The organism is Bradyrhizobium sp. CB2312 (genome assembly GCF_029714425.1).
Classification (GTDB): Bacteria; Pseudomonadota; Alphaproteobacteria; order Rhizobiales; family Xanthobacteraceae; genus Bradyrhizobium.
This window is the reverse complement of the sequence record NZ_CP121668.1, coordinates 9,389,086-9,411,356: the sequence shown is the minus strand read 5'-3', so window position 1 is coordinate 9,411,356 and position 22,271 is coordinate 9,389,086. Positions and strand designations below refer to the sequence as shown.

Below are 22,271 nucleotides of genomic sequence, written 5' to 3'. Positions count from 1 at the left end.
GCTGAAGTGGAGGCCGGTTCACATCGAGACAAGATAAGGCCATCGAATCGCGGGTGAAGAGATAAGCGCAGTCCAATCTCAATCAGGAAAGCTCAAAGAAGCTGCAGGGAGGAAGACAATGAGAAAGCGTGCGTTACGAACCCGTCCGTTCGCGTGGGCCGCAATGATGGCGGGGCTGGCGTGCCTGTTCAGCGCGGCTGCACAAGCCCAGCAACCGGTCTGTTCGGCATGGCTGATCGAGAGTAGCCGTTTCATGAACGTCCCGTTCGGATCGTTCATGCCGGATCGTGCTTTCGTGCCCGGCAGTACCAAGCCGGAGAGCAACATTCCGAGCGTCGATCTCCCGGTCAACATCGGCGTGATCAAGTGCGGCACCGAGTTGATCCTGTATGATACCGGCTGGAAGCAGCAGGACTATCTGAAGATGACCGGGTCGGAGCACTGGGCTCCGCTGCCGGACCAGTTGAAGGTTCTCGGCTTGAATGCCGCCGACGTCACCAAGGTGGTGATCGGCCACGCCCACTGGGATCACGCCGGCCAATTGTCCGACCTGCCTAATGCCGTACTCTACGTCCAGCGCGAGGAACTCAAGGCGATCGAGTGGGCGCTCAACTATCCAGAGCCGCACATCCGGGCGGTCAACTCCGATCCCGGCGGCTGCAATCGTACGCCTGCTTGCGGCTACATGCCGCTCACCATCGAGGAAGTCTACGGCAAGGTGCTGAAGGGCAAGGCGGTGATCGTCGACGGCGAGATGGAGATTCTGCCGGGCGTGCGGATTCATCCGGCGTTCCGCGCCCATACCGCCGGCTCGCAGCTGCTCGAGGTGCCGACCAGCATCGGCAAGCTGGTCTTCGGCTCCGATGCGTTCTCGTCCTACGAGGGCATCCGCGACTGGATGACGGCGAACGTGCAGCAGACCGACACGGTCCAGCAGTTTCTCTCCTACGAGAAGTGCTACAAGATCACCGGCGGATACAACAACTGCGTCGCCGCCCACGAGCCGCTGAGCTACACCGACAAATATCCGCTGACGAAGAATTCCTGGGTCGCGTTGAACGGCGGACGGATGGCCGAAATTGCGCTGGCGCCGGGTGAGAAATCGCGCAAGCCATGAATGGTGTGCTCGGGGTGGGACCAGCCTTCCCAGCCCGACCGCTTCTTATCGAAGCTGGAAAAAAGCAGATCGGGTTGCGCCAGTTGGCCCTATGGGTGCGTCAGTTGGCGTTCGCGCTCGCCTGCATGTTGCTGTCCGGCAGTGCGTCGTCGCATGATGCGAGCAGCTATGGTGGCGTGTTTCGTTCCCGCGATCTCGGCGCGGCTTGGCTCAATGCGGATGTCGGTCTGTTTCTCAATGCTGCGCTCGTCATTGCTGTCGATCCACGCGATTCATCGCACCTGGTGGTCGGCACCGATCTCGGTATCCTGAGTTCGCGCAATGGCGGGCGCAGCTGGGTGCCGGAGGGGCCCGGCGTCATCATCGGCGCGGTATTTGCGCTCGCCTTCTCGCCGGACGGTGAACTGGCCATGTGTGCGGCCACCAGCGGCGTTTTTCTTCGTGACCAGAACGGCTGGCGGCGCGCCGAAGCGCCTTCTTCCGCGATCCCTGCGCGGGCGCTGGTCGCGGGGGCAGCGAAGGATCGCTTCTATCTGCTCGGCCGCAGCCGGCTGTTCGCGAGCCAGGATGGCGGCCGCAGCTTTGCCGTCGTGCCCGGATTGTCGCAAACGAGCGAGATGACGGCGCTAGTGGCGATCCCGGGATCGGCCGAACTTCTGGCGGCCGTGATCGACAGCCGGGCGATGATCAGCGACGATGGAGGGCGCAACTGGCGCAATACCGGTTTTGGCGGCGCGGATGCGCCGGTCGACATGATCGCGGCCGATGCGACGCGGCCGCAACGCATTTGGGCGGCGGCAGGCGGCCGGATCGTCGTCAGCGATAACCTCGGCGCCGATTGGCATTCCGTCGGACGTTCGCTGCCTCTGGCGGGAGCGAGGGTGCGCGGAATCGCGGCGAGTGCCGACGCAACCACGCTCGTGGTCTCCTCCGATCGTGGCGTCTATCGCAGCGAGGACGGCGGTCAAACCTGGGCGCCAAAAGAAGACAACCTTCCGATCCATATCGAGGCCGGGCCGCTCGCCCGCGATCCGAACGATGCGGGTGTGATCTACGCGGTGTTCTCGCTGATGCCCTATGCCGAAGTCTGGCGAACTGCCGTCGAAGGCGGCAACCTGCTGGCGCGCATCGACCCGATCAGCCTCGCCGGCGGGCTCTCGTTCTGTGTGCTGATGCTGATCGGCGGCGTTCTCGCGGCGTGGCACCTGTCGCGCCGGCGCGCCACCACACATTCGCCGCGATGATCCGCGCATGGCCGCTGATGCTGCGAATATCAGCCGGGGTGCTCGGCATCGCGGTGTTGGCTGGAGTCGCGTTTCTCATGATGCGCGCCGTGCCGGTGCAAAAATTCGTCGAGTACCGCATGAGCGAGCCGCAGGATGCGCCGATCGCGATTGCAGCGGGCGCCGACGGCAGCATTTGGTTCACCATCGACCATGCCGATGCGATCGGCCGTCTGCGCGACGGCCGCCTCGAGCGGCTGCCGACGACAAACCGCAACGTCGAGCCCCTTGGCCTGGCGGTCGCCGCTGACGGCAGCGCCTGGTACACCGACCTCGCCGGACGCGCCATCGCGCGCGTCAGCAGCGCCGGCGAGATCGCACGATTCGCGTTGGACACCCCGATTGCGCGCCCCGGACGGCTGACGCTCGCGCCCGACGGCGCGGCCTGGTTCGCCGAGCCGACCGGCTATGGCGTGACCCGGCTGAAGGACGGCGTCTTTACCCGCCACCAGATCGATTCCGCACGCGGCGGACCCTATGGGGTCGCCGCGACGGCCGACGGCGGCATATGGGCGACGCTGCAGAACGGCAACCAGCTGCTCAACCTCGCCGCCGACGGGACCAGCCGGACAATCGATCTCCCGCGCCGCGGCGCCGTACCGACGGATGTTGCCGTCGGCTCCGACGGCTCGGTGTGGTTTCTGCAGTTCCGCGCCAATCGCATCGGGCGCTTCAAGGATGGACAATTCTGGGATGTCGAGGCGGCTCGCGAAAATGCAGGCCTCAGTGGCATTGCCGTAGCTCCCAACGATGACGTCTGGTTCGGCATGATGCGCAGTGCAAGCCTTGGGCGGTTGCGCGACGGCCGCATCACGGCCTTTGCGCTTCCCCGCGACAACGCCCGGCCGTTCAGTGTTGCGGTCGATCGCAACGGCAATGTCTGGTACGCCGACATTAGCGGATATGTCGGCATGCTGCCGGCCAGGTATGCGGGTGCGCGGTAACAGTGGATTTCAAGGTGGATTTGGAGTTTCTATGGTGCTCGCGGCAAACCCAGTAGGATGTGCCGCTAGAGCATGATCCGGAAATGTGCGCAGCGGTTTTCCGAAAAGATCATGCTCAAACAACAACCTAAAGCGCGATGACGATCAATCCTAATCTCATCGCGCTTTAGGTGGTGCGAATTACGGAATCAGCCCGCCGGCAGCGCTGCCAGCTCGGACACCGCGCGGATGGTCAGCACCACGCCCATGCCGACGATCAGCAGGCTGGTGGCGATCTGAAGGCGGATCATCCAGATGCTGGCCAGCCAGTCGAGCACCTTCTCGCCGACCTTCGCGGCAACGATGCCCACCACCACGAGCGTTGCCGCGAAGCCGAGGCTGAACACCAAGACGGTGATTAGGCCTAGGAGGACTTTTCCGCTCGACAGCGCGCCGAGCAGCAGCGCGAGCGCGGCTGGATCGGGGAGTAGGCCGCCCGCAATACCCAGCGCCAGCAGCACTGGGAGTTTCGGACGGTTTTCGGCCACGACATCCAGCCGGTGGGCGTGCACCTTGCCGAATCCGTGGCTGTGCCAGACCACAGGCTCGCCGTGCCCATGGCCAGGCGGGTGGTCGTGAGCCGCGTCATGCGCGTGATCGTGAGCATGGTCCTGCGCATGAGCATCCGCTCGATTGGCGACATCGCCTGGCTCGCCCATCGCGAGCGCCACCAGATCGCGCTGCGTCCACAGCATCCATAGGCCGAGCACGATCACCAGGATGCCGACCGCGACCGCCAGGTAGGCTTCGGTGCGCTGCGGCCGGAGCCAGGTCGAGCCGAGTGAGGCGAGCACGCCGACCAGCACGATTCCGCTGGTGTGGGACAGCGTGACGAAAATTCCCAGGATCACCGCGTCGATCGGCTTGCCGCGCGCGCCAACGATGTAGGCGGCCGCGATCGTCTTGCCGTGACCCGGCGTCGCCGCATGCGCGGTGCCCGCCCAGAAGCTCGACAGGACGAAGAACAGGAGTTCCCGCATTGAGGCAACCGTCAGTTGGCCGGCTACGGCCGTGGAATGTGCCACTTTAACTCGGTCAAGAATCCCATCAAGGCGGCCAAGAGACGACGGGTTGAATTCGTCACTTGCTCTTGTCCAACAACAGCCCGTTTCGGTCGTTGCCCCTCCAGCAAACTGGCCCCGGCAAGTCATGCCGGAAGGACATTCCTACATTCGCAGGACCGAGCCGACTTCCGCTTCGGGTCGAAAGCAGTAAAGCTTAACCTGAGCAGATGCTTTCCGCTTGGTCATCAGCAGCTGACGCTGCCTCTATGAGTACACGCCCCTAAACGATCATCGGATGTTGCGCCTGGACATCGAGATGAGGCCTGCCCATCCGCGTCGAGGTGTCGCGTGCCGACGACCCTGCACCACACACCATGCGCTGCTGCCATCCCAGCGGTGCTTTTGCCGGACGCGTCAGATTGGATTCGTAGAAATCGAAATCGCCTAATGGCGCCTGGCGCATAGAGGCCTGTTTTCAGATCTTGTCCCCAGGACGCGATGGGCCGTTGGCGGCGACGGCAATGGCCTGCTGCGACCTCGCTTGGGCCGCCAGCGGATACGACGCGAGGCTCGACCGCTCTAAGCGCCCCGGATCATCGTGGGCCCTTTCGTTGGATGGACGCCTGCGTCCCACACGGCGCGATGATGCCATCATGCCAGTGTTTTGCCCGACGGGTCAAGTCGATTTCGCTAAAATCGAAAAAGCGTAGTCCCGCCAAGGCGGCGGCTACTGTGCATGGGGTTGTTTTCGCTGTTTTGTCTGAGGCGCGGTTCGCGCGCCCGGAGAACAGCCTGTCCCCGCCTCAGCTGTCCACCTTCAGCGCGGCGATGAAGGCTTCCTGCGGGATGTCGACCTTGCCGAACTGCCGCATCTTCTTCTTGCCTTCCTTCTGCTTCTCCAGAAGCTTGCGCTTACGCGTGATGTCGCCGCCGTAGCACTTTGCGGTGACGTCCTTGCGCAGCGCGCGCACCGTCTCGCGCGCGATCACCTTGCCGCCGATCGCCGCCTGGATCGGGATCTGGAACATGTGCGGCGGGATCAGCTCCTTCATCTTCTCGACCATGGCGCGGCCGCGGCCCTCCGCGCGGGTGCGGTGGACCAGCATCGAGAGCGCATCGACCGGCTCGGCATTGACCAGGATCTGCATCTTGACGAGGTCGGCCGGCTTGTAGTCGGTGAGATGATAGTCGAACGAGGCGTAGCCCTTGGAGACCGACTTCAGGCGGTCGTAGAAGTCGAACACGACCTCGTTGAGCGGCAGGTCGTATTTCACCATGGCGCGGGAGCCGACGTAAGTGAGCTCCTTCTGCGCGCCGCGGCGGTCCTGGCACAGCTTCAGCACGCTGCCGAGATATTCGTCGGGCGTGAGGATCGTCGCCTCGATCCAGGGCTCGTCGATCTCGGCGATCTTGACCACGTCGGGCATGTCGACGGGATTGTGGATCTCGAGCTCGGTGCCGTCGGTGAGCTTCATCTTGTAGATGACGCTCGGTGCGGTCGCGATCAGGTTGAGATCGAACTCGCGCGACAGCCGCTCCTGGATGATCTCGAGATGGAGCAAGCCAAGGAAGCCGCAGCGGAAGCCGAAGCCGAGCGCGGCCGAGGTTTCCATCTCGAAGGAGAAGCTGGCATCGTTGAGGCGCAGCTTGCCCATCGCGGCGCGCAGCGTCTCGAAGTCGTCGGCATCGACCGGGAACAGGCCGCAGAACACCACGGGGATCGCCGGCTTGAAGCCCGGCAGCATGTCCGCGACCGGCTTCCTGTCGTCGGTGATGGTGTCGCCGACGCGGGTGTCGGCGACTTCCTTGATCGCGGCGGTGATGAAGCCGATCTCGCCGGGGCCGAGCTCCTCGACCTGCTGCATCTTCGGCGTGAAGAAGCCGACGCGCTCGACGTCGTAGGCCGCGCCCGTGCCCATCATGCGCACGCGGCTACCCTTCTTCATGACGCCGTCGACGACGCGGATCAGCACGACGACGCCGAGATAGACGTCGTACCAGCTGTCGACCAGCAGCGCCTTGAGCGTCGCGTCGCGATCGCCCTTCGGCGGCGGCAGGCGGGTGACGATGGCTTCCAGCACGTCGGGAACGCCGAGGCCGGTCTTGGCCGAGATCATCACCGCGTCCGAGGCATCGATGCCGATGACGTCCTCGATCTGCTGCTTGATCTTCTCCGGCTCGGCCGCGGGCAGGTCGACCTTGTTCAGGACCGGGACGATCTCGTGATTGTTGTCGAGCGCCTGGTAGACGTTGGCGAGGGTCTGCGCTTCGACGCCCTGGCTGGCGTCGACGACGAGCAGGGAACCCTCGCAGGCCGCCAGCGACCGCGAGACTTCGTAGGCGAAGTCGACATGGCCGGGCGTGTCCATCAGGTTGAAGATGTAATCCTTGCCGTCCTTGGCGCGGTACGACAGGCGCACCGTCTGCGCCTTGATGGTGATGCCGCGCTCGCGCTCGATGTCCATGGAATCGAGCACCTGCTCCTTGCCCGCCATCTCGCGGTCGGAGAGGCCGCCGGTCATCTGGATCAGGCGGTCGGCCAGCGTCGATTTGCCATGGTCGATATGGGCGACGATGGAGAAATTGCGGATGTTGGAAATGGGGACGGTCGTCATGGGCGCGGGATACCACTCACATCCCCGTGCGGCAACCATATTGCTGTATTTTCAGGGTCTTTGTTCACGCCAAGCTGATTCCAAGCGGGGCCAAAACGCGCTAGCAAGCGGGCCATGTCGACCACCTCTCTTCCCACGGCCAGAGCGCGGGCGAAGACCCGCTTGAGCTACAACCGTTTCCGGTCCTGGCTGGTCGCCTGCGCGATCCGCCCGGAGGCGCGGCTGGGGCTGGTGATCCAGTTCGCCATCCTGCATGCGGTGCTCTGGACCTTGATCCTGATCAATCTCAAGGCAGCGCAGGACGTTCATATGGACGTCGCAGAAGCCTATGGTTGGGGCCAGCAATTCCTCTGGGGTTACGGCAAGCACCCGCCGCTGTCGGGCTGGGTCGCCGGGCTCTGGTTCAAGGTGTTCCCGGCGGCGGACTGGGCGACCTATGCGCTGGCGATGGCGACCGACGGCGTCGGCATGGTGATCTGCTGGCTGGCCGCCTTGCGCGTGGTGGATGCGCGGCGCGCGTTCCTGGTCGTGGTGATGGTCGCGCTCTACCCGATCTTCAATTTCAAGGGTTTCAAGTACAACGCGGATTTGCTCCAGCTCGTCACGCTGCCGCTGCTGGTGCTCGCTTATCTCAACGCCTTCGAGAAGCGGACGTGGCAATCCGGCGTCTGGCTCGGTCTTGCCGGCGCGCTGGCGCTGATGACCAAATACTGGGTGCTGACCATGATCGGCGCCATCGGCCTTGCCGCGCTGATCCATCCGGAGCGCATGAAATTTCTGCTGTCGCCGGCGCCGTGGGTGGGGATCGCGACGATGGTGGTGGCGATGATCCCGCACGTCGTCTGGCTGGCGGAGGCGCATTTCGTGCCGCTGACCTATGCCGGCGACACCTACAGCCTCGAGGACGCTGGCCTCGTGCATCAGCTCGTGGCCGGCTATGCCTTGCACAACGTCGCCCTGTTGGCGCTGCCCGTGGCGCTCGCCGCACTGGCGATGGTGCTGGTGCCGCCGTGGCTCAAGCTGCTTGCGCGCGCGCCGCTCCGCATCGTCACGCGGGCCTGGGCGCGTGGCAAAAATCCAGGCGTCAATGTTTCGCAGGCGCTGAATGTCTGGATCGTCCAGATCATCGTCGCGGTCGGCCCGCCGCTCGGCGCGCTGGCCTTCAGCATCTACATGAAGACGGACTGGGGCATCTCGCTGTTCTTCCTGGTGCCGCTGGCGCTGGTTGCGATCCCCGCGCTGCGGGTGCAGAGCGCGGTGCTGTTCAACATCGCCGCGATCTGGCTCGTGCTCAGCATCGCCACGCTCATGGCTTCGCCCTGGATCGCCGCGCGCGAGATGGCGGCCAATGCCGGCAACGCTGCGATCTATGGCGCGCGCTCGGAGCTCGCGCGCGAATTGACGCAGGCCTGGCACACCCGCTTCGGCTCGCGCTGGGCCGTCGTGGCCGGCACGATGGAACAGATCCAGCCGCTGGTGTTCTACAGCCAGGATCATCCGTCAGCGCTGCTGCCCCTAGAGGCCTGGGATTCCGGGCTGACCTCGCGCGACGACGTCAAAAAGTACGGCTTCATCGGCGTGTTCGACCCGACCGACGGCCGCCTGCCGGCGTTCGAGAAATGGGTCTCCGAGGTCGCACCGAACGCCGAGCGCATCGTGATGACCACGCGCCGCTTCACCCACGGCAAGGCCGGCCCGTCGATGAGCTGGAACATCTACATCGCCCCGCCGGCGAAGTGATTGCGACGTTGTCGGTGCCGTAGGGTGGGCAAAGCGAAGCGTGCCCACCAACTGTTGCGATTATCGAGAAATGGTGGGCACGGCGCGTCGCGCCTTTGCCCACCCTACGGAACTGAGCGCGTGGCTCAGACCCCTTCCTCGTTGAACTTGCTCTCAACGAGCTCGGTGATCGCCGCCAACGCGGCTTCCGCTTCCGCTCCCGCCGCCGCCACGGTGATCGTCGTGCCAGGCCCGGCAGCGAGCATCATCAGGCCCATGATCGAGGTGCCGCCGACGGTCTCGCCGCCGCGCGTCACCCAGACTTGCGCGTCGAAACGCTCGACTGCCTGGACGAATTTCGCGGAAGCGCGGGCATGCAGTCCGCGCTTGTTGATGATCAGAAGCTCTTTGGAAATCGCGCTCGCGGGCACGCCCGTCCCCGCTTGTGGCGCCTCTTCGCTCATTTGCCGGCGAGCACGCGGCTGGCGATGGTGACGTATTTGCGGCCCGCTTCCTGGGCCATCGCGATCGCGTCGGGCAGCGAACGCTCTTCGCGCACCTTGGCAAGCTTCACCAGCATGGGAAGGTTGATGCCCGCGAGCACTTCGACCTTGGGCCGGCTCATGCAGGAAATCGCAAGGTTGGACGGCGTGCCGCCGAACATGTCGGTGAGGATCGCAACGCCGTCGCCGGAATCGACGCGGTTAACCGCTTCGATGATGTCGCTTCGGCAGAGATCGGAATCATCTTCGGCGCCGATCGTGATCGCTTCGATTTGCTTTTGTGGGCCCATGACATGCTCAAGCGCTGCCTTGAATTCATCGGCAAGGCGCCCGTGGGTCACAAGTACTAGACCAATCATCGGAAAACTCCTCGCGGGCGCTTTTGGTGCACCGCACGAACGCGCCACTTTGACCATCCAGAGCCCCCGCGCAAGAGGGGATGTTGCGTATCTCCCTGAATCTAGACGGATGGATGAGGGGAGCTGCGCCGGTCTACTCGGCCGCGATAGTGGGGTTCATATGGTTACCATTTCCCTTCAAACAATCGCCTCAGGGCTTAGCAGAAGGTTAACTCTTGGTAGTGGTCAAGCCCGCAACAACCAAAGGGAGGGGCGAATAGTCGCGGCCCACGGGGATTCGCGGTATTTCGACACCAAAAATGCTGGTTTTCAACGATTCGGCCCGAGGCAGCCGTTCGGCGTCCTCGGCGTCCAGATCGACCACGAGGCCGACGGTCGCACGCTCCACGAAGTCGCAGCGTCGGATTCCGAGGCCCCGGATCTCGATGAGGCCGGCCAGAGTCGGCGCGGGGCGGACTTCAATTTCCTGGCCGACTGTCGCCAGATGGACACGGTCGTCGCCGACCAGAATGGCGCGTTCGACGACGCCTGATCGCCCTGCCAGAATCAAATCGAAGGCCAAACGCGACTTGCCGGAGCCCGAGGGACCGCGGATCAGCACCGCCAGAGTCCCGACCTTGACTGCGGAGGCGTGAATGCTGGGCCCGCCGTCGCTCATAGCGCCGGCAGTCTCACCACGAAGCGCGCGCCGGCGACGGTCGGTGCGCCGTCCTCGTCCACCGGGCCCGCACGGTTCTCGGCCCAGATTCGTCCACCATGGGCATCGACGATCTGCTTGGAGATCGACAGCCCGAGGCCGGAGTTCTGGCCAAAGCCCTGATGCGGCCGGTCGGTATAGAAGCGCTCGAAGATGCGCTCCAGCGCGTCGTCGCGGATGCCGGGGCCGTCATCGTCGACCACGATCTCGATCTCGGAGCGCACGCGGCGGCAGGTGAGGCGCACCTTGTTGCCGGCTTCCGAGAACGACTGCGCATTCGAGAGCAGGTTGGAGACCACCTGTCCCAGCCGCGAATCGTGGCCGGTCACGGCGAAGGTGTCGGTCGGACCGCGGCCCTCGAACCGCGTCTCGACCGCGACATCGTGGCCGAGCTTGGTCTCGTTGGCGACGGAGACGAGCGTCGTCAGCAGGCGGCGCAAATCGACCGGGATCGCATCCTGACGCTGGAGCTCGGCATCAAGACGGCTGGCGTCGGAGATGTCGGAGATCAGGCGGTCGAGCCGCTTGACGTCGTGCTCGATCACCTCGAGCAGGCGCGCGCGGCTGTTCTCGTTGCGCGCCAGGGGCAGCGTCTCGACCGCGGAGCGCAGCGAGGTCAGCGGGTTCTTCAATTCGTGGGCGACGTCGGCGGCGAACATCTCGATCGCCTCCATGCGGCTGTACAGCGCGCTGGTCATGTCGCGCAGCGCGCCGGAGAGGTGGCCGATCTCGTCGCGGCGGCGGGTGAAGTCGGGAATCTCGATGCGGGCCCTGATGCGCCGGCGGACGCGCTCGGCGCTGTCGGCGAGCCGGCGCACCGGCCCGGCGATCGTGCTCGCCAGCAGCAGCGACAGCATGATCATGACGGCGGCGGCGACGCCGCCGACTTTCAGGATGGCGAGGCGCTCCGCGGTCACCATCTGGTCGATTTCGTCGCCCTGGGTCGAGAGCATCAGCGCGCCGTGGATGGCACGGGAGCGCAGCACGGGCACGGCGACCGAGACGATCACCTCGCCGCGCGAATTGACCCGCACCATCGAGCGCTTCTGCCCCTGGAGCGCGTCGCTCACTTCCGCATAGCCATTGCCGTTCTCGCGCCCGAGCTCGCGATACAGCGGCAGGTCGCCGCGGTTCAGCCAGGTGCGGATCGCGACCATGCCGCGTTCGACGAGGCCCGGCTTCTGCGACGGCGGCGGCAGCGGGAAGCTCAGCACGTTGTCGAGGTCACGGCTGTCGAGCAGCAACGTCCCGTAGGGATCGAAGATCCGGGCGCGGGTCTTGGTCGGCGAGATCAGCGTGCGCAACACCGGCGCCACGCGCTCCGGGTTGATCGGGAAATCGAGCGAATCGTCGGTCCCGCCATAGCTGTCGCCGGTCTTGAGGTCGAGCAGGCGGTCGGGATCGATGGTGATGGCGTTGGTCTGCACGGTCGCGGAGGCCGCGATCGCGCCGGCGATGATCTCGCCCTGCACCAGCAGGCTCTGCGCGCGCGCGTCGATCAGGCCGGCGCGGAATTGCGACAGGTACAGGATGCTCGCCACCAGCGCGACGAGGCCGGCGAGGTTGAGCGAGACGATGCGGCGGGTCAGGCTCGAGAAGGACAGCGCGAAAAAGAACTGCCCGGCGCGCTTCAGCCAGTTCAGCGGCCGCCAGCCCTGCGCGGCCGGCTTGTCGTCGGCAACGTGCTCCGGAACGCCGTTGGATCCGATATCCCCGGCGTTCTGGTTCTCGTCAGGCTGCGTTCGGTCAAGCAATGCTTACGCCCGCGTTAGGCATCTCGTGCGAAGGGTCCTCGCATCCTAGAACATGATCCGGAAAAGTGTGCAGCGGTTTTCCGGAAGGATCATCCTCAAGCAACAATCCAAAGCGCCGTTCCGATCGCGCCTTGGAGCGATCCCGGTCCCGATGCAACGAGAACCGGCGATGCTCTCAATCTTTCGCGAAGGCGCGCTGAGTCTCAGGCTTCCTTGAAACGGTAGCCGACGCCGTACAGCGTCTCGATCATCTCGAACTCGTTGTCGACCACCTTGAACTTCTTGCGCAGCCGCTTGATGTGGCTGTCGATGGTGCGGTCGTCGACATAGACCTGGTCGTCATAGGCCGCATCCATCAGCGCGTTGCGGCTCTTCACCACGCCGGGCCGGGTCGCGAGCGCCTGCAGGATCAGGAATTCGGTGACGGTCAGCGTCACCGGCTCGTTCTTCCAGGTGCAGGTGTGACGTTCGGGGTCCATGCGCAAAAGGCCGCGATCGAGCGCCTTGGCGTCGTTCTCCTTCGGCGCGACGGTCGGGTCCTTCGGCGCCGAGCGGCGCAGCACCGCCTTGACGCGCTCGACCAGGAGGCGCTGCGAGAACGGTTTGCGGATGAAATCGTCGGCGCCCATCTTGAGGCCGAACAGCTCGTCGATCTCCTCGTCCTTGGACGTCAGGAAGATCACCGGCAGGTCGGACTTCTGGCGCAGGCGGCGCAGCGTCTCCATGCCGTCCATGCGCGGCATCTTGATGTCGAGGATGGCAAGATCGGGCTGAGTGGTGCGGAAGCCGTCAAGCGCGGAGGCACCGTCGGTGTAGGTCATGATGCGGTAGCCTTCGGCTTCCAGCGCGATCGAGACGGATGTGAGAATGTTGCGGTCGTCGTCGACCAAAGCGATTGTGGGCATGAGCCTCTGCTTTCTGCTTTCCGTTTGGGTCGTGGCTTGAAACGGCGAGCAATCCAGTGATGCGCCGCATACATGGGTGCCGAAGTGGCGTACGAACCTTGTCACCGAGCAATGCAAGCTGGGCTGAAGTGTGACCAAGTTCCACGAAACACGGCAGATTCGCCGCATCTCGACCCATAACCAGACCCCCGTTTACCCGAAAAAAGACCCACCTTGCAACCACCTGAGCCGAGAAAGCCGATGCAACCCACCCCCGATTTCGCTCCCGAAAAGCTCGCCAAATCGCTGCTGCGGCGCTCGCGGCAGGGCGCTCTCGCAACGTTGATGGCAGGCTCCGGCGATCCCTATTGTTCCCTGGTCAATCTGGCGAGCCACCCGGATGGCTCGCCGATCCTGCTGATCTCGGGTCTGGCCGTGCACACCAGGAACATCCTGGCCGATAGCCGGGTCTCCCTGATGCTGGACGAGCGTGCCGCCGGCGATCCCCTGGAGGGTGCCCGGATCATGCTGTCGGGCCGGGCCGAAGCGGCCGGGGCGGACAAGGACCTCCTCCAGCGACGGTATCTCAAGGCCCATCCGTCCGCGGAAGCTTTTGTTTCGTTTAAGGATTTCTCCTTCTTCCGGATCCGCCCGACGGGAACCCATCTGGTTGCCGGTTTCGGCCGGATCGTCGACCTCAAGCCCGAACAGTTCCTCACCGACCTCGCGGGCGCCGAGGATCTGCTGGCCGCGGAGGAGGGAGCCGTCGAGCACATGAATGCCGACCATCGCGATGCCATGGGTCTCTATGCAACAAAGCTCCTCGGCGCCCCCGCCGGCGACTGGCGCTGCACCGGCTGCGACCCCGAGGGTCTCGACATGCAGGACGGCCAGACGGCGCTTCGGCTGGATTTTCCGGAGCGCGTGACCGACGGCACGGGCCTGCGCAAGATGCTGGTCCGCCTCGCTGGGGAAGCGCGCATAAAGGTGGACTGAAGCGCAACGATTTGAACGCTGCCCCCCATCGCTGCGACCCAAGACCGTAATGGTTCGGCCGCGAGAGGGTTCATGACACGCCGTCGTTTGACGCTGGTTGCGGGTTTGGCGCTCGCGACCACGATATCGCTTGCCACCCCCGGTCTTGCTCAGAAAGGCCTTGCCGCGGAAAGCGCGCGGATCAGCGCGCTCATCAGTGCCGGCAAATATTCGGAAGCGCTGCCGCTCGCGCAAGGCATGGCCGCGCGCCTGGAGAGTGACAACGGCCGCGAGCTCGCCGCCGCGCTCAACAATCTCGGCCAGGTCTATGCCGGTCAGGGGCGGGATGATCTCGCCGAGCCGCTCTACAAGCGCGCCATCGCGCTGATGGAAAAGTCGCTCGGCTTCGAAACGCCGCTGCTTTCGGCGGAGTTGACCAATCTCGCCGCGCTCTATCAGCGCCAGGGCCGCTTCGCTGAAGCCGAGCCGCTGTTCAAGCGCGCGCTGGCCGTCAGCGAAAAGGGCGTGTCGCGCGAGCATCCCGATGTCGGCCGGGCCCTCAACAATCTCGCCACGCTCTATGTGAAGCAGGAACGGCAGGCCGAGGCCGAGCCGTTGTTCCAGCGTGCGCTCGCGATCTATCAGAAAGTCGGAGGGCCCGAGCATCCTGCGGTCGCCACGGTCCTGAACAACATCGGCCAGGTCGACCGCGATCTCAACCGCGATGCCGAGGCCGAAGCGCCGATCAAGCGCTCGCTCGCAATCCGCGAGAAGGTGCTTGGACCGGATCATCCGGACGTGGCTCGCTCGCTGAACAACCTCGCGGGGCTCTATCAGCACGAGCAGCGCTATGCCGAGGCCGAGCCGCTTTATCGCCGCGCGCTCGCGATCCGCGAGCGCGCGCTCGGGCCGGACAATCCCGATGTCGCGACCTCGACCAGCAATCTCGCCGCCTTCCTTCAGGTGTCGGGACGAACGGCCGATGCGCTGCCGCTCGCCGAAAAGACCCTCGCGGCCAACCGCGCGCAACTGCGTGTGGTATTGCCGATCCTGTTCGCCGCGCGCCAGCAATCCCTGCTGGCGGACGACAAGGCGCTGGACGAGGCGCTGGCCGCGATCCAGCGCGGCACGCAATCCTCCGCCGCCTCCGCCCTGAACAAGCTTGCGGTCCGGCTCGCCGCAGGCAGCGACCGGCTCGCCGAGCTCGTGCGCAAGGACCAGGACCTCGCGGCCGAGACCGAAGCGCTCGACAAGGCGATCGTCAGCGCGGTGTCGAAGCAATCCGCCCAGCGCGACCTCGCCGCCGAGCAGCGCAGCCGCGCGCGGATCGCTGCGATCGCGAAGGAACGTGCGGGCTTGCAGAAGACGCTCGCGGTCGAGTTTCCCGACTATGCCTCGCTGTCCAATCCGCTGCCGCTGACGTTGAAGGACATCCAGCCTTTGCTGTCTGCCGACGAGGCGATGGTGCTCTACTCCGTCGTCGACAAGCAGAGCTATGTCATCGCGATCACGCGTGAGGGCGTCGACTGGAAGGAGATTCCGGTCGGTGCGGACGCGCTGACGCAAAAGGTCACCGCATTCCGCAGGGGTCTCGACGTCGGCAAGGCGCGCGATGGCTCCGGCAAATCGGGGCTGTTCGACCTCGCGCTTGCTAACGAGCTCTATGTCGCGCTGCTCGGCCCGGTCGAGGCGCTGACGAAAGACAAGCGCAACCTGCTGGTGGTGCCATCGGCGGCGCTCACCGCGTTGCCGTTTCACCTGCTGGTCACGGAGAAGCCGCAAGCTGCGATCCCGGACACGCTCGAAGGCTATCGCAGCGCCGCCTGGCTGCTGCGGCGTCAGGCGGTGTCGGTGCTGCCATCGGTGATCAGCCTGAAATCCCTGCGCGCGGTTGCGCGACGGGATCAGGGCGTCAAGCCGATGACCGGCTTTGGCGATCCCGTGTTCAACCCGGCGCTGGAAGGCCCGGCCGATCGGCGCGCCGCAAGCGGCAAGGTCGCCGCGCGCAACATTGCGACCATCGCCTATACCGACTTTTGGCGCGGTGCCGGCGTCGATCGCGCGCAGCTTGCAAAAGCGCTGCCGCAACTGCCCGACACCGCCGACGAGTTGAACGCGGTGGCGAAGGATGTCGGTGCCACCGATGCCGACATCCATCTCGGCCGCGACGCCAGCGAGACGACGCTGAAGCGTGCAGCGCTTGCTCAATACAGCATCATCTACTTCGCCACTCACGGCCTCGTTGCCGGCGACATCAAGGGACTGGGTGAGCCTTCGCTTGCGCTCTCCATTCCCGATCAGCCCACCGACCTCGACGACGGCTTGTTGACCGCGAGCGAGGTCGCCCAGCTCAAGCTCAATGCGGATTGGGTGGTGCTGTCGGCGTGCAACACGATCGCCGGCGACAAGCCCGGTGCCGAGGCGTTGTCGGGGCTGGCGCGCGCGTTCTTCTATGCCGGCGCCCGCGCGCTGCTGGTCTCGCATTGGGCGGTGGACTCGGAAGCTGCCACCCGCCTGACCACGTCGACTTTCGAGCTGCTCAAAAACGAACCAAGGATCGGGCGAGCCGAAGCCTTGCGCCGCGCGATGTTAACCTACGTTGATGACGCTTCGTCACCGCGCAATGCCTACCCCGCCATGTGGGGACCGTTCGCACTCATCGGCGAAGGAGAGGTACGATAGGCCGCATGCGAGGTTGTGCATCGCAAAAACCTCGGACAACGCCGAAATACGCATTTGGTTGCGCGATCATTTGCGATTTTATGATGCGCCTGCTCAGAGCTGACATGCGCGACGTTTGGCGCGGTCCTTGAATAAACCAAATCCTGCGGGATCAGCTTGGCAACGCCAGCGTTCATCAGTATTAGGTCGCCCAGCCGAGGCCGGATGGTCTATTATTAACGGTGACCGCGATGGTGCCAAAGCTTGGCCGCGCTGAGTGTCGCGGGTTCTAGGAGGATTTTTTCGTGCAAGAGACGGGCGTGCGCAACGGTGCCTTCGGCGCTGACAAATTCGGCTTAAGGAATCTCAAGCAGGTTCATTGGAATCTCGGTGCGCCGCAACTCTACCAATACTCGCTCTCCGCGGGCGAGGCGGTGCTCTCCGCCGACGGCGCTCTGTGCGCCGACACCGGTGAATTCACCGGCCGCAGCCCGAAGGACAAGTTCACGGTGCGTGACGCCACCACCGACAAGAAGATGTGGTGGGCCGGCAACCAGTCGATCACCGCAGAGCAGTTCGAGACGCTCTACCAGGACTTCCTCAAGCACGCCGAAGGCAAGACGCTGTTCGCGCAGGACCTCTACGGCGGCGCCGATCCGGCCTACCGGATCAAGACGCGCGTCTTCACCGAGCTCGCCTGGCACTCGCTGTTCATCCGCACGCTCTTGATCCGCCCCGAGGCGGTCGAGCTGTCGAGCTTCACGCCCGAGCTCACCATCATCGACATGCCGAGCTTCCGCGCCGATCCGAAGCGTCACGGCTGCCGTTCGGAGAACGTCGTCGCGATCGACTTCGCCCGCAAGATCGTGCTGATCGGCGGCTCCTACTATGCCGGCGAGATGAAGAAGTCGGTCTTCACCACGCTGAACTATTATCTGCCCGAGCGCGGCGTGATGCCGATGCATTGCTCGGCCAATGTCGGCGCCAAGGGCGACACCGCGATCTTCTTCGGGCTGTCCGGCACCGGCAAGACCACGCTGTCGGCCGATCCGAACCGCACGCTGATCGGCGACGACGAGCACGGCTGGGGCCCGAACGGCGTCTTCAACTTCGAAGGCGGCTGCTACGCCAAGTGCATCAAGCTGTCGCGGGAAGCCGAGCCCGAGATCTTCGCCGCCTCGACCCGCTTCGGCGCGGTGCTCGAGAACTGCGTGCTCGACGTGGACACCCGCGTCGTCGACTTCGACGACGGCTCCAAGACCGAGAACACGCGCTCGGCCTATCCGCTCGACTTCATCCCGAACGCCTCGCGCACCGGCCGCGCGCCGCAGCCGAAGAACGTGGTGATGCTCGCCGCCGACGCCTTCGGCGTGATGCCGCCGATCGCAAAGCTCTCGCCCGCGCAGGCGATGTATCACTTCCTCTCCGGCTACACCGCCAAGGTCGCCGGCACCGAGCGCGGCCTCGGCAACGAGCCGCAGCCGGAATTCTCGACCTGCTTCGGCTCGCCCTTCCTGCCGCTCGACCCCAGCGTTTACGGCAACATGCTGCGTGACCTCATCGCCCAGCACAATGTCGATTGCTGGCTGGTCAATACGGGATGGACCGGCGGCAAGTACGGCACCGGCTCGCGCATGCCGATCAAGGTGACCCGCGCGCTGCTCACCGCCGCGCTCGATGGCTCGCTTCGCAACGTCGAATTCCGCACCGACAAATATTTCGGCTTCGCGGTCCCGACCGCGCTGCCGGGCGTGCCCGCCGAGATCCTCAACCCGGTCAACACCTGGAAGGACAAGGACGAGTTCGACAAGACCGCCCGCGCGCTGGTCGGCATGTTCCAGAAGAACTTTGCCAAGTTCGAAGCCCAGGTCGACGCCGAGGTGCGCGCCGCCGCGCCGGACGTGAAGCTCGCAGCGGAGTAATCGCTCCGTCTTCATGCAAAAGGGCGGCCGCAAGGCCGCCCTTTTTGTTTGTAGCAGGATCTCTCCACGCGTCATTGCGAGCGCAGCGAAGCAATCCAGAATTTCTCCGCGGAGACAGTCTGGATTGCTTCGTCGCTACGCTCCTCGCAATGACGAGTTTGTGGAAACAGCTACGCCTTGAAATACGCGATCTGCGTCGTGGTCGCGAGCAGCCTGCCGTTCGGCGACCACAGCTCGGCGTTCTGGTCGGCGTAGCTCTTGTGCATGATCTTCGAATCCACCGTCGCCAGCACGCGGGTGATGTCCTCTGCGGCGAGCTCGTCGCTGTCGGTGTGGAAATAGGTCGTCAGCGACACCGTGCCGAACGGGACCAGCTCGCGCCGCGCGTGGAAGATGCGGCCGAAGAACGCGTCCGACATCGACATTAGCGAGGGCATGTCGAGCCTGCGCGGCTCGCGGTCGCTGATCCAGAGCTTTGAGTAGGTGCTGGCGAATTCCGCTTGCGGCGGGCCGATGCGCATCTCGCCTTCGACGAAGCGGAATTCATACTGGTTGGCCCAGGACGCCTGGATCTTCGGGAACGGCAGCGTCTGCTCGAACGGCTTTGCGTCCGGGACCTTGGCCACCCTGTGCTCCCAGGACGGCCGGCGCTCGGCGAACACGGCGGTGGCGAGCGTCGCGACCTCGCCGCCGCCCTGCGACAGTTCGACGCTCCAGTGCTGGCTGGAGCGATTGGCCTTCACCAGCCTTATGTCGAGATCGAACGGGCCCTTGGCGATCGGCGCGCAGTAATTGACGGTCAGCGCCAGCGGATCGCCGGCGGCTTGCGGATGCTCGATCAGCGCGCGCAAAATGGTCGCGGCGGTGGCGCCGCCGAACGGGCCGACAAAGGCCCAGTAGTCGTCGCTGGTGTGCCCCTGCCAGCTCGAGTCACCCGCGGTGATGCGGGTGGCGTCGTCGAAGGCGTGCGGGAGCTTGGCGTGCATGTTGGTCCTCGATGCCGGCCCCATCGTCATTGCGAGCGCAGCGAAGCAATCCAGACTGCCTCCGCGGAAAGACCCTGGATTGCTTCGCTGCGCTCGCAATGACGACGTTGAGGTTGCGGTGTGCGTATCACTGACGCTGCCTTGGGGATGATGACAATCATATCATCATCCTCTCAGCCAGATGCAATGACCTCGCAGGTGACGCCGATTTCACGCCGCGGAAAAATCAGCCCGTCGCGCCGCGCTGGTCCTCGGCGTCCTGGAACGGCGGCGTGATCGGATTGACCGGCACGTTCCAGATCTCCTCGGCGTATTCGCGGATGGTGCGGTCCGAGGAGAACCACGCCATGCGCGCGACGTTGAGGATGGAGGCGCGCGTCCAGGCCGGCGCCACCTGCCAGCGTGCATCGACCGCGCGCTGCGTCTCGTAATAGGAAGCGAAATCGGCGCTGACCATGTAATGGTCGAGATAGCGCAGCGCATGCGCGATCGATTCGAAGCGGCCGGGATCGCCGGGCGAGAACTCGCCCGCGCCGATCGCGTTGATGGCACGCTGCAGCTTCGGCGATCTGCGGATCACGTCGGAGGCATCCAGCCCTTGCTTGCGGCGGATCATCACGTCGCCGGCCTCCATGCCGAAGATCGCGATGTTCTCGGCGCCGACCTGGTCGCGGATCTCGATATTGGCGCCGTCGAGCGTGCCGATGGTGATGGCGCCGTTCAGCGCCAGCTTCATGTTGCCGGTGCCGGAGGCTTCCATTCCGGCGGTCGAGATCTGCTCGGACAAATCGGCCGCCGGAATGATGACCTCGGCGAGGCTGACATTGTAGTCGGGCAGGAAGACGACCTTGAGCTTGCCGCCGATCGCGGGATCGTTGTTGACGACCTCGGCGACGTCGTTGATCAGCTTGATGATCAGCTTGGCGTAGCGATAGCTCGCCGCCGCCTTGCCGGCGAAGATCTTCACCCGCGGCACCCAATTGCCGTTGGGGTCGTCCTTGATCGCCTGGTACAGCGCGACCGTCTCGATGACGTTGAGCAGCTGGCGCTTGTACTCGTGGATGCGCTTGATCTGCACGTCGAACAGCGCGTTCGGATCGACCTTGATGCCGAGCCGCTCGCCGATCAGGCGCGCCAGCGCGGCCTTGTTGTGCAGCTTGACGCTGCGGAACTTCTTCTGGAACTCGACGTCGCTGGCGCGCGCCTCGATCAGCGAGAGCGGGGTCGGGTCGTCGAGCACGGCCTCGCCGCAGGTCTCGCGCAACAGGTCGGTGAGCTTGGGGTTCGCCAGCATCAGCCAGCGGCGGAAGGTGATGCCGTTGGTCTTGTTGGTGATGCGGCCGGGATAGAGATGGTTGAGATCGTGGAACACGGTCTCGCGCATCAGGTCCGAATGCATCGCAGAGACGCCGTTGATGCGGTGCGAGCCGACGAAGGCGAGCTGGCCCATGCGCACGCGGCGGCCGCTCTTCTCGTCGATCAGCGAGACTGAGGCGCGGAAGTCGATGTCGCCGGGCGCGCGCGCCTCGGCGAGCGCGAGGTGCTGCACGTTGATGCGGTAGATGATCTCGAGATGCCGCGGCAACAGCCGCTCGAACAGCTCGACCGGCCAGGTCTCCAGCGCCTCGGGCAGCAGCGTGTGGTTGGTGTAGGAGAGGGTGGCGACCGTGATCTTCCAGGCCTCGTCCCAGCGGAAATTGTGCAGGTCGACGAGGATGCGCATCAGCTCGGTGACGGCGAGGCTCGGATGGGTATCGTTGAGCTGCACCGCGACCTTGGACGACAGGCTGCGCAGCTGGCCGTCGGACGCAAGATGCCGCTTCACCAGATCCTGCAGCGAAGCCGAGACGAAGAAATATTCCTGGCGCAGCCGCAGCTCGCGGCCGGCCGGGCTCTCGTCGTTGGGATAGAGGAATTTGCAGATCGCCTCCGCGCGGGCCTGTTCGGCGCTGGCGCTGACGTAGTCGCCCTTGTTGAAGGCGTCGAGCTTGAGCGGATCGGGCGAGCGCGCCGACCACAGCCGCAGCGCGTTGACGTGCTGGCCGCGCCAGCCGACGATCGGCGTGTCATAGGCGATCGCCTGCACGGTCTCGGCCGGATGCCAGATCGCGCGGTCGCGGCCCTTGTCGTCGACATGCTCGACGCCGCCGCCGAAATTGACGTCGTAGATCACTTCGGGCCGCTGCAATTCCCAGGGGTTGCCGAAGCTCAGCCATTCGTCGGGATATTCCTGCTGCCAGCCCTGATTGATGATCTGGCGGAACAGGCCGAAATCGTAGCGGATGCCGTAGCCGATCGCGGGGATCGACAGCGTCGCCATGCTCTCCATGAAGCAGGCGGCAAGACGCCCGAGGCCGCCATTGCCGAGCGCCGCGTCCGGCTCGCATTTGCGTAAGTCGGGGAGCGACACGCCGAGATCGCCGAGCGCGACCTCGAAGATCTTCAAAAGGCCCATGTTGTTGAGCGCGTCGGTGAAGAGGCGACCGATCAAAAATTCGAGCGAGAGATAATAGACGCGCTTGCGGCCGGCATCGTAGCTGCGTTTCTCGGCGGTGAGCCAGCGGTGCACGATGCGGTCGCGCAGCGCCAGCGCGGCGGCCTGGTACCAGTCGTGCTTCGTCGCCATGCCGGCGTCCTTGCCGATGGCAAGGCGCAGCTTCGCCAGGATCGCGCCCTTGATCTCGGCCAGCGCGAGTTCGTCGATGGGCTGCCCGGGCGCGGGGAAACTGGGCTGGAACGATTGATCTTGCAAGGCCGTCACTTCCTGGTCGAAAAACTGCTGCTCACCCTACGCGTCTTGCCGCGGCGC

The 22,271-nt window shown here is 64.8% G+C and carries 16 protein-coding genes and 1 pseudogene; 7 read left to right on the top strand and 10 right to left on the bottom strand.

What is annotated here, in order from left to right; all coding sequences use genetic code 11:
* Nucleotides 1-78 precede the first annotated feature (78 nt).
* Nucleotides 79-279 carry a hypothetical protein gene (locus QA642_RS44815; RefSeq protein WP_283082519.1) on the bottom strand — a complete coding sequence of 67 codons (201 nt, stop codon included), beginning with the start codon at nt 277-279 and terminating at the stop codon, nt 79-81.
* On the opposite strand from QA642_RS44815, the gene QA642_RS44810 reads away from it, so the two are divergent.
* Genes QA642_RS44810 through QA642_RS44800 form a run of 3 tightly spaced genes read left to right on the top strand, consistent with a single transcriptional unit; the run spans nt 278 to nt 3,344 of the window.
* A complete protein-coding gene (locus tag QA642_RS44810; RefSeq protein WP_283082518.1) occupies nt 278-1,117 on the top strand; it encodes an MBL fold metallo-hydrolase in 840 nt (279 codons plus the stop codon). The genes QA642_RS44815 and QA642_RS44810 overlap by 2 nt on opposite strands.
* On the top strand, nt 1,114-2,361 hold the full coding sequence (locus QA642_RS44805) for a hypothetical protein (RefSeq protein ID WP_283082517.1): 1,248 nt from the start codon (nt 1,114-1,116) through the stop codon (nt 2,359-2,361). Before QA642_RS44810 ends, QA642_RS44805 begins: the two co-directional genes overlap by 4 nt.
* Entirely contained in the window at nt 2,316-3,344 is a 1,029-nt protein-coding gene (locus QA642_RS44800) for a hypothetical protein (protein WP_283082516.1), read from the top strand. Before QA642_RS44805 ends, QA642_RS44800 begins: the two co-directional genes overlap by 46 nt.
* Before the next feature lie 188 nt (nt 3,345-3,532).
* On the opposite strand, the gene QA642_RS44795 is transcribed toward QA642_RS44800, so the two are convergent.
* Entirely contained in the window at nt 3,533-4,363 is an 831-nt protein-coding gene (locus tag QA642_RS44795; RefSeq protein WP_283082515.1) for a sulfite exporter TauE/SafE family protein, read from the bottom strand.
* Nucleotides 4,364-5,190: 827 nt separating this feature from the next.
* On the bottom strand, nt 5,191-7,002 hold the full coding sequence (gene lepA, locus QA642_RS44790; protein ID WP_283082514.1) for a translation elongation factor 4: 1,812 nt from the start codon (nt 7,000-7,002) through the stop codon (nt 5,191-5,193).
* A 114-nt stretch (nt 7,003-7,116) separates the two neighbouring features.
* Between lepA and QA642_RS44785 the strand changes: the two genes are divergently transcribed.
* A complete protein-coding gene (locus QA642_RS44785; protein ID WP_283082513.1) occupies nt 7,117-8,742 on the top strand; it encodes a glycosyltransferase family 39 protein in 1,626 nt (541 codons plus the stop codon).
* A 125-nt stretch (nt 8,743-8,867) separates the two neighbouring features.
* Here the strand turns inward: QA642_RS44785 and QA642_RS44780 are convergent, their stop codons facing one another.
* The 5 genes and pseudogenes from QA642_RS44780 to QA642_RS44760 all read right to left on the bottom strand — a co-directional run bounded on the left by QA642_RS44780 (nt 8,868) and on the right by QA642_RS44760 (nt 12,939).
* Complete coding sequence (locus QA642_RS44780) at nt 8,868-9,185, bottom strand: HPr family phosphocarrier protein (protein WP_283082512.1); 318 nt, start codon at nt 9,183-9,185, stop codon at nt 8,868-8,870.
* Nucleotides 9,182-9,583 carry a PTS sugar transporter subunit IIA gene (locus QA642_RS44775; RefSeq protein ID WP_024339151.1) on the bottom strand — a complete coding sequence of 134 codons (402 nt, stop codon included), beginning with the start codon at nt 9,581-9,583 and terminating at the stop codon, nt 9,182-9,184. Before QA642_RS44775 ends, QA642_RS44780 begins: the two co-directional genes overlap by 4 nt.
* A gap of 190 nt (nt 9,584-9,773) precedes the next feature.
* A pseudogene (locus QA642_RS44770) lies at nt 9,774-10,241 on the bottom strand (HPr kinase/phosphatase C-terminal domain-containing protein).
* The gene (locus QA642_RS44765) at nt 10,238-12,034 is read right to left on the bottom strand and encodes a sensor histidine kinase (protein ID WP_283082511.1); all 1,797 of its coding nucleotides are present in this window, start codon (nt 12,032-12,034) and stop codon (nt 10,238-10,240) included. The pseudogene QA642_RS44770 and the gene QA642_RS44765 overlap by 4 nt, the downstream one beginning before the upstream one ends.
* Before the next feature lie 203 nt (nt 12,035-12,237).
* Nucleotides 12,238-12,939 carry a response regulator transcription factor gene (locus QA642_RS44760; RefSeq protein ID WP_008542552.1) on the bottom strand — a complete coding sequence of 234 codons (702 nt, stop codon included), beginning with the start codon at nt 12,937-12,939 and terminating at the stop codon, nt 12,238-12,240.
* Nucleotides 12,940-13,179: 240 nt separating this feature from the next.
* Here QA642_RS44760 and QA642_RS44755 point away from each other — a divergent pair, with 240 nt between their 5' ends.
* From QA642_RS44755 to QA642_RS44745, 3 genes are all read left to right on the top strand, one after another.
* Entirely contained in the window at nt 13,180-13,914 is a 735-nt protein-coding gene (locus tag QA642_RS44755) for a DUF2470 domain-containing protein (protein ID WP_283082510.1), read from the top strand.
* Between the two features lie 72 nt (nt 13,915-13,986).
* Nucleotides 13,987-16,575 (top strand): CHAT domain-containing protein, encoded by a 2,589-nt coding sequence (locus tag QA642_RS44750; RefSeq protein WP_283082509.1) that lies wholly within the window; start codon nt 13,987-13,989, stop codon nt 16,573-16,575.
* Nucleotides 16,576-16,859: 284 nt separating this feature from the next.
* Entirely contained in the window at nt 16,860-18,476 is a 1,617-nt protein-coding gene (locus tag QA642_RS44745) for a phosphoenolpyruvate carboxykinase (protein ID WP_283082508.1), read from the top strand.
* A gap of 170 nt (nt 18,477-18,646) precedes the next feature.
* Here the strand turns inward: QA642_RS44745 and QA642_RS44740 are convergent, their stop codons facing one another.
* Nucleotides 18,647-19,462 carry a thioesterase family protein gene (locus QA642_RS44740; RefSeq protein WP_283082507.1) on the bottom strand — a complete coding sequence of 272 codons (816 nt, stop codon included), beginning with the start codon at nt 19,460-19,462 and terminating at the stop codon, nt 18,647-18,649.
* Nucleotides 19,463-19,688: 226 nt separating this feature from the next.
* Nucleotides 19,689-22,214: a glycogen/starch/alpha-glucan phosphorylase gene (locus tag QA642_RS44735; RefSeq protein ID WP_283082506.1), complete on the bottom strand. Its 2,526-nt coding sequence runs from the start codon at nt 22,212-22,214 to the stop codon at nt 19,689-19,691.
* Nucleotides 22,215-22,271: the final 57 nt, after the last annotated feature.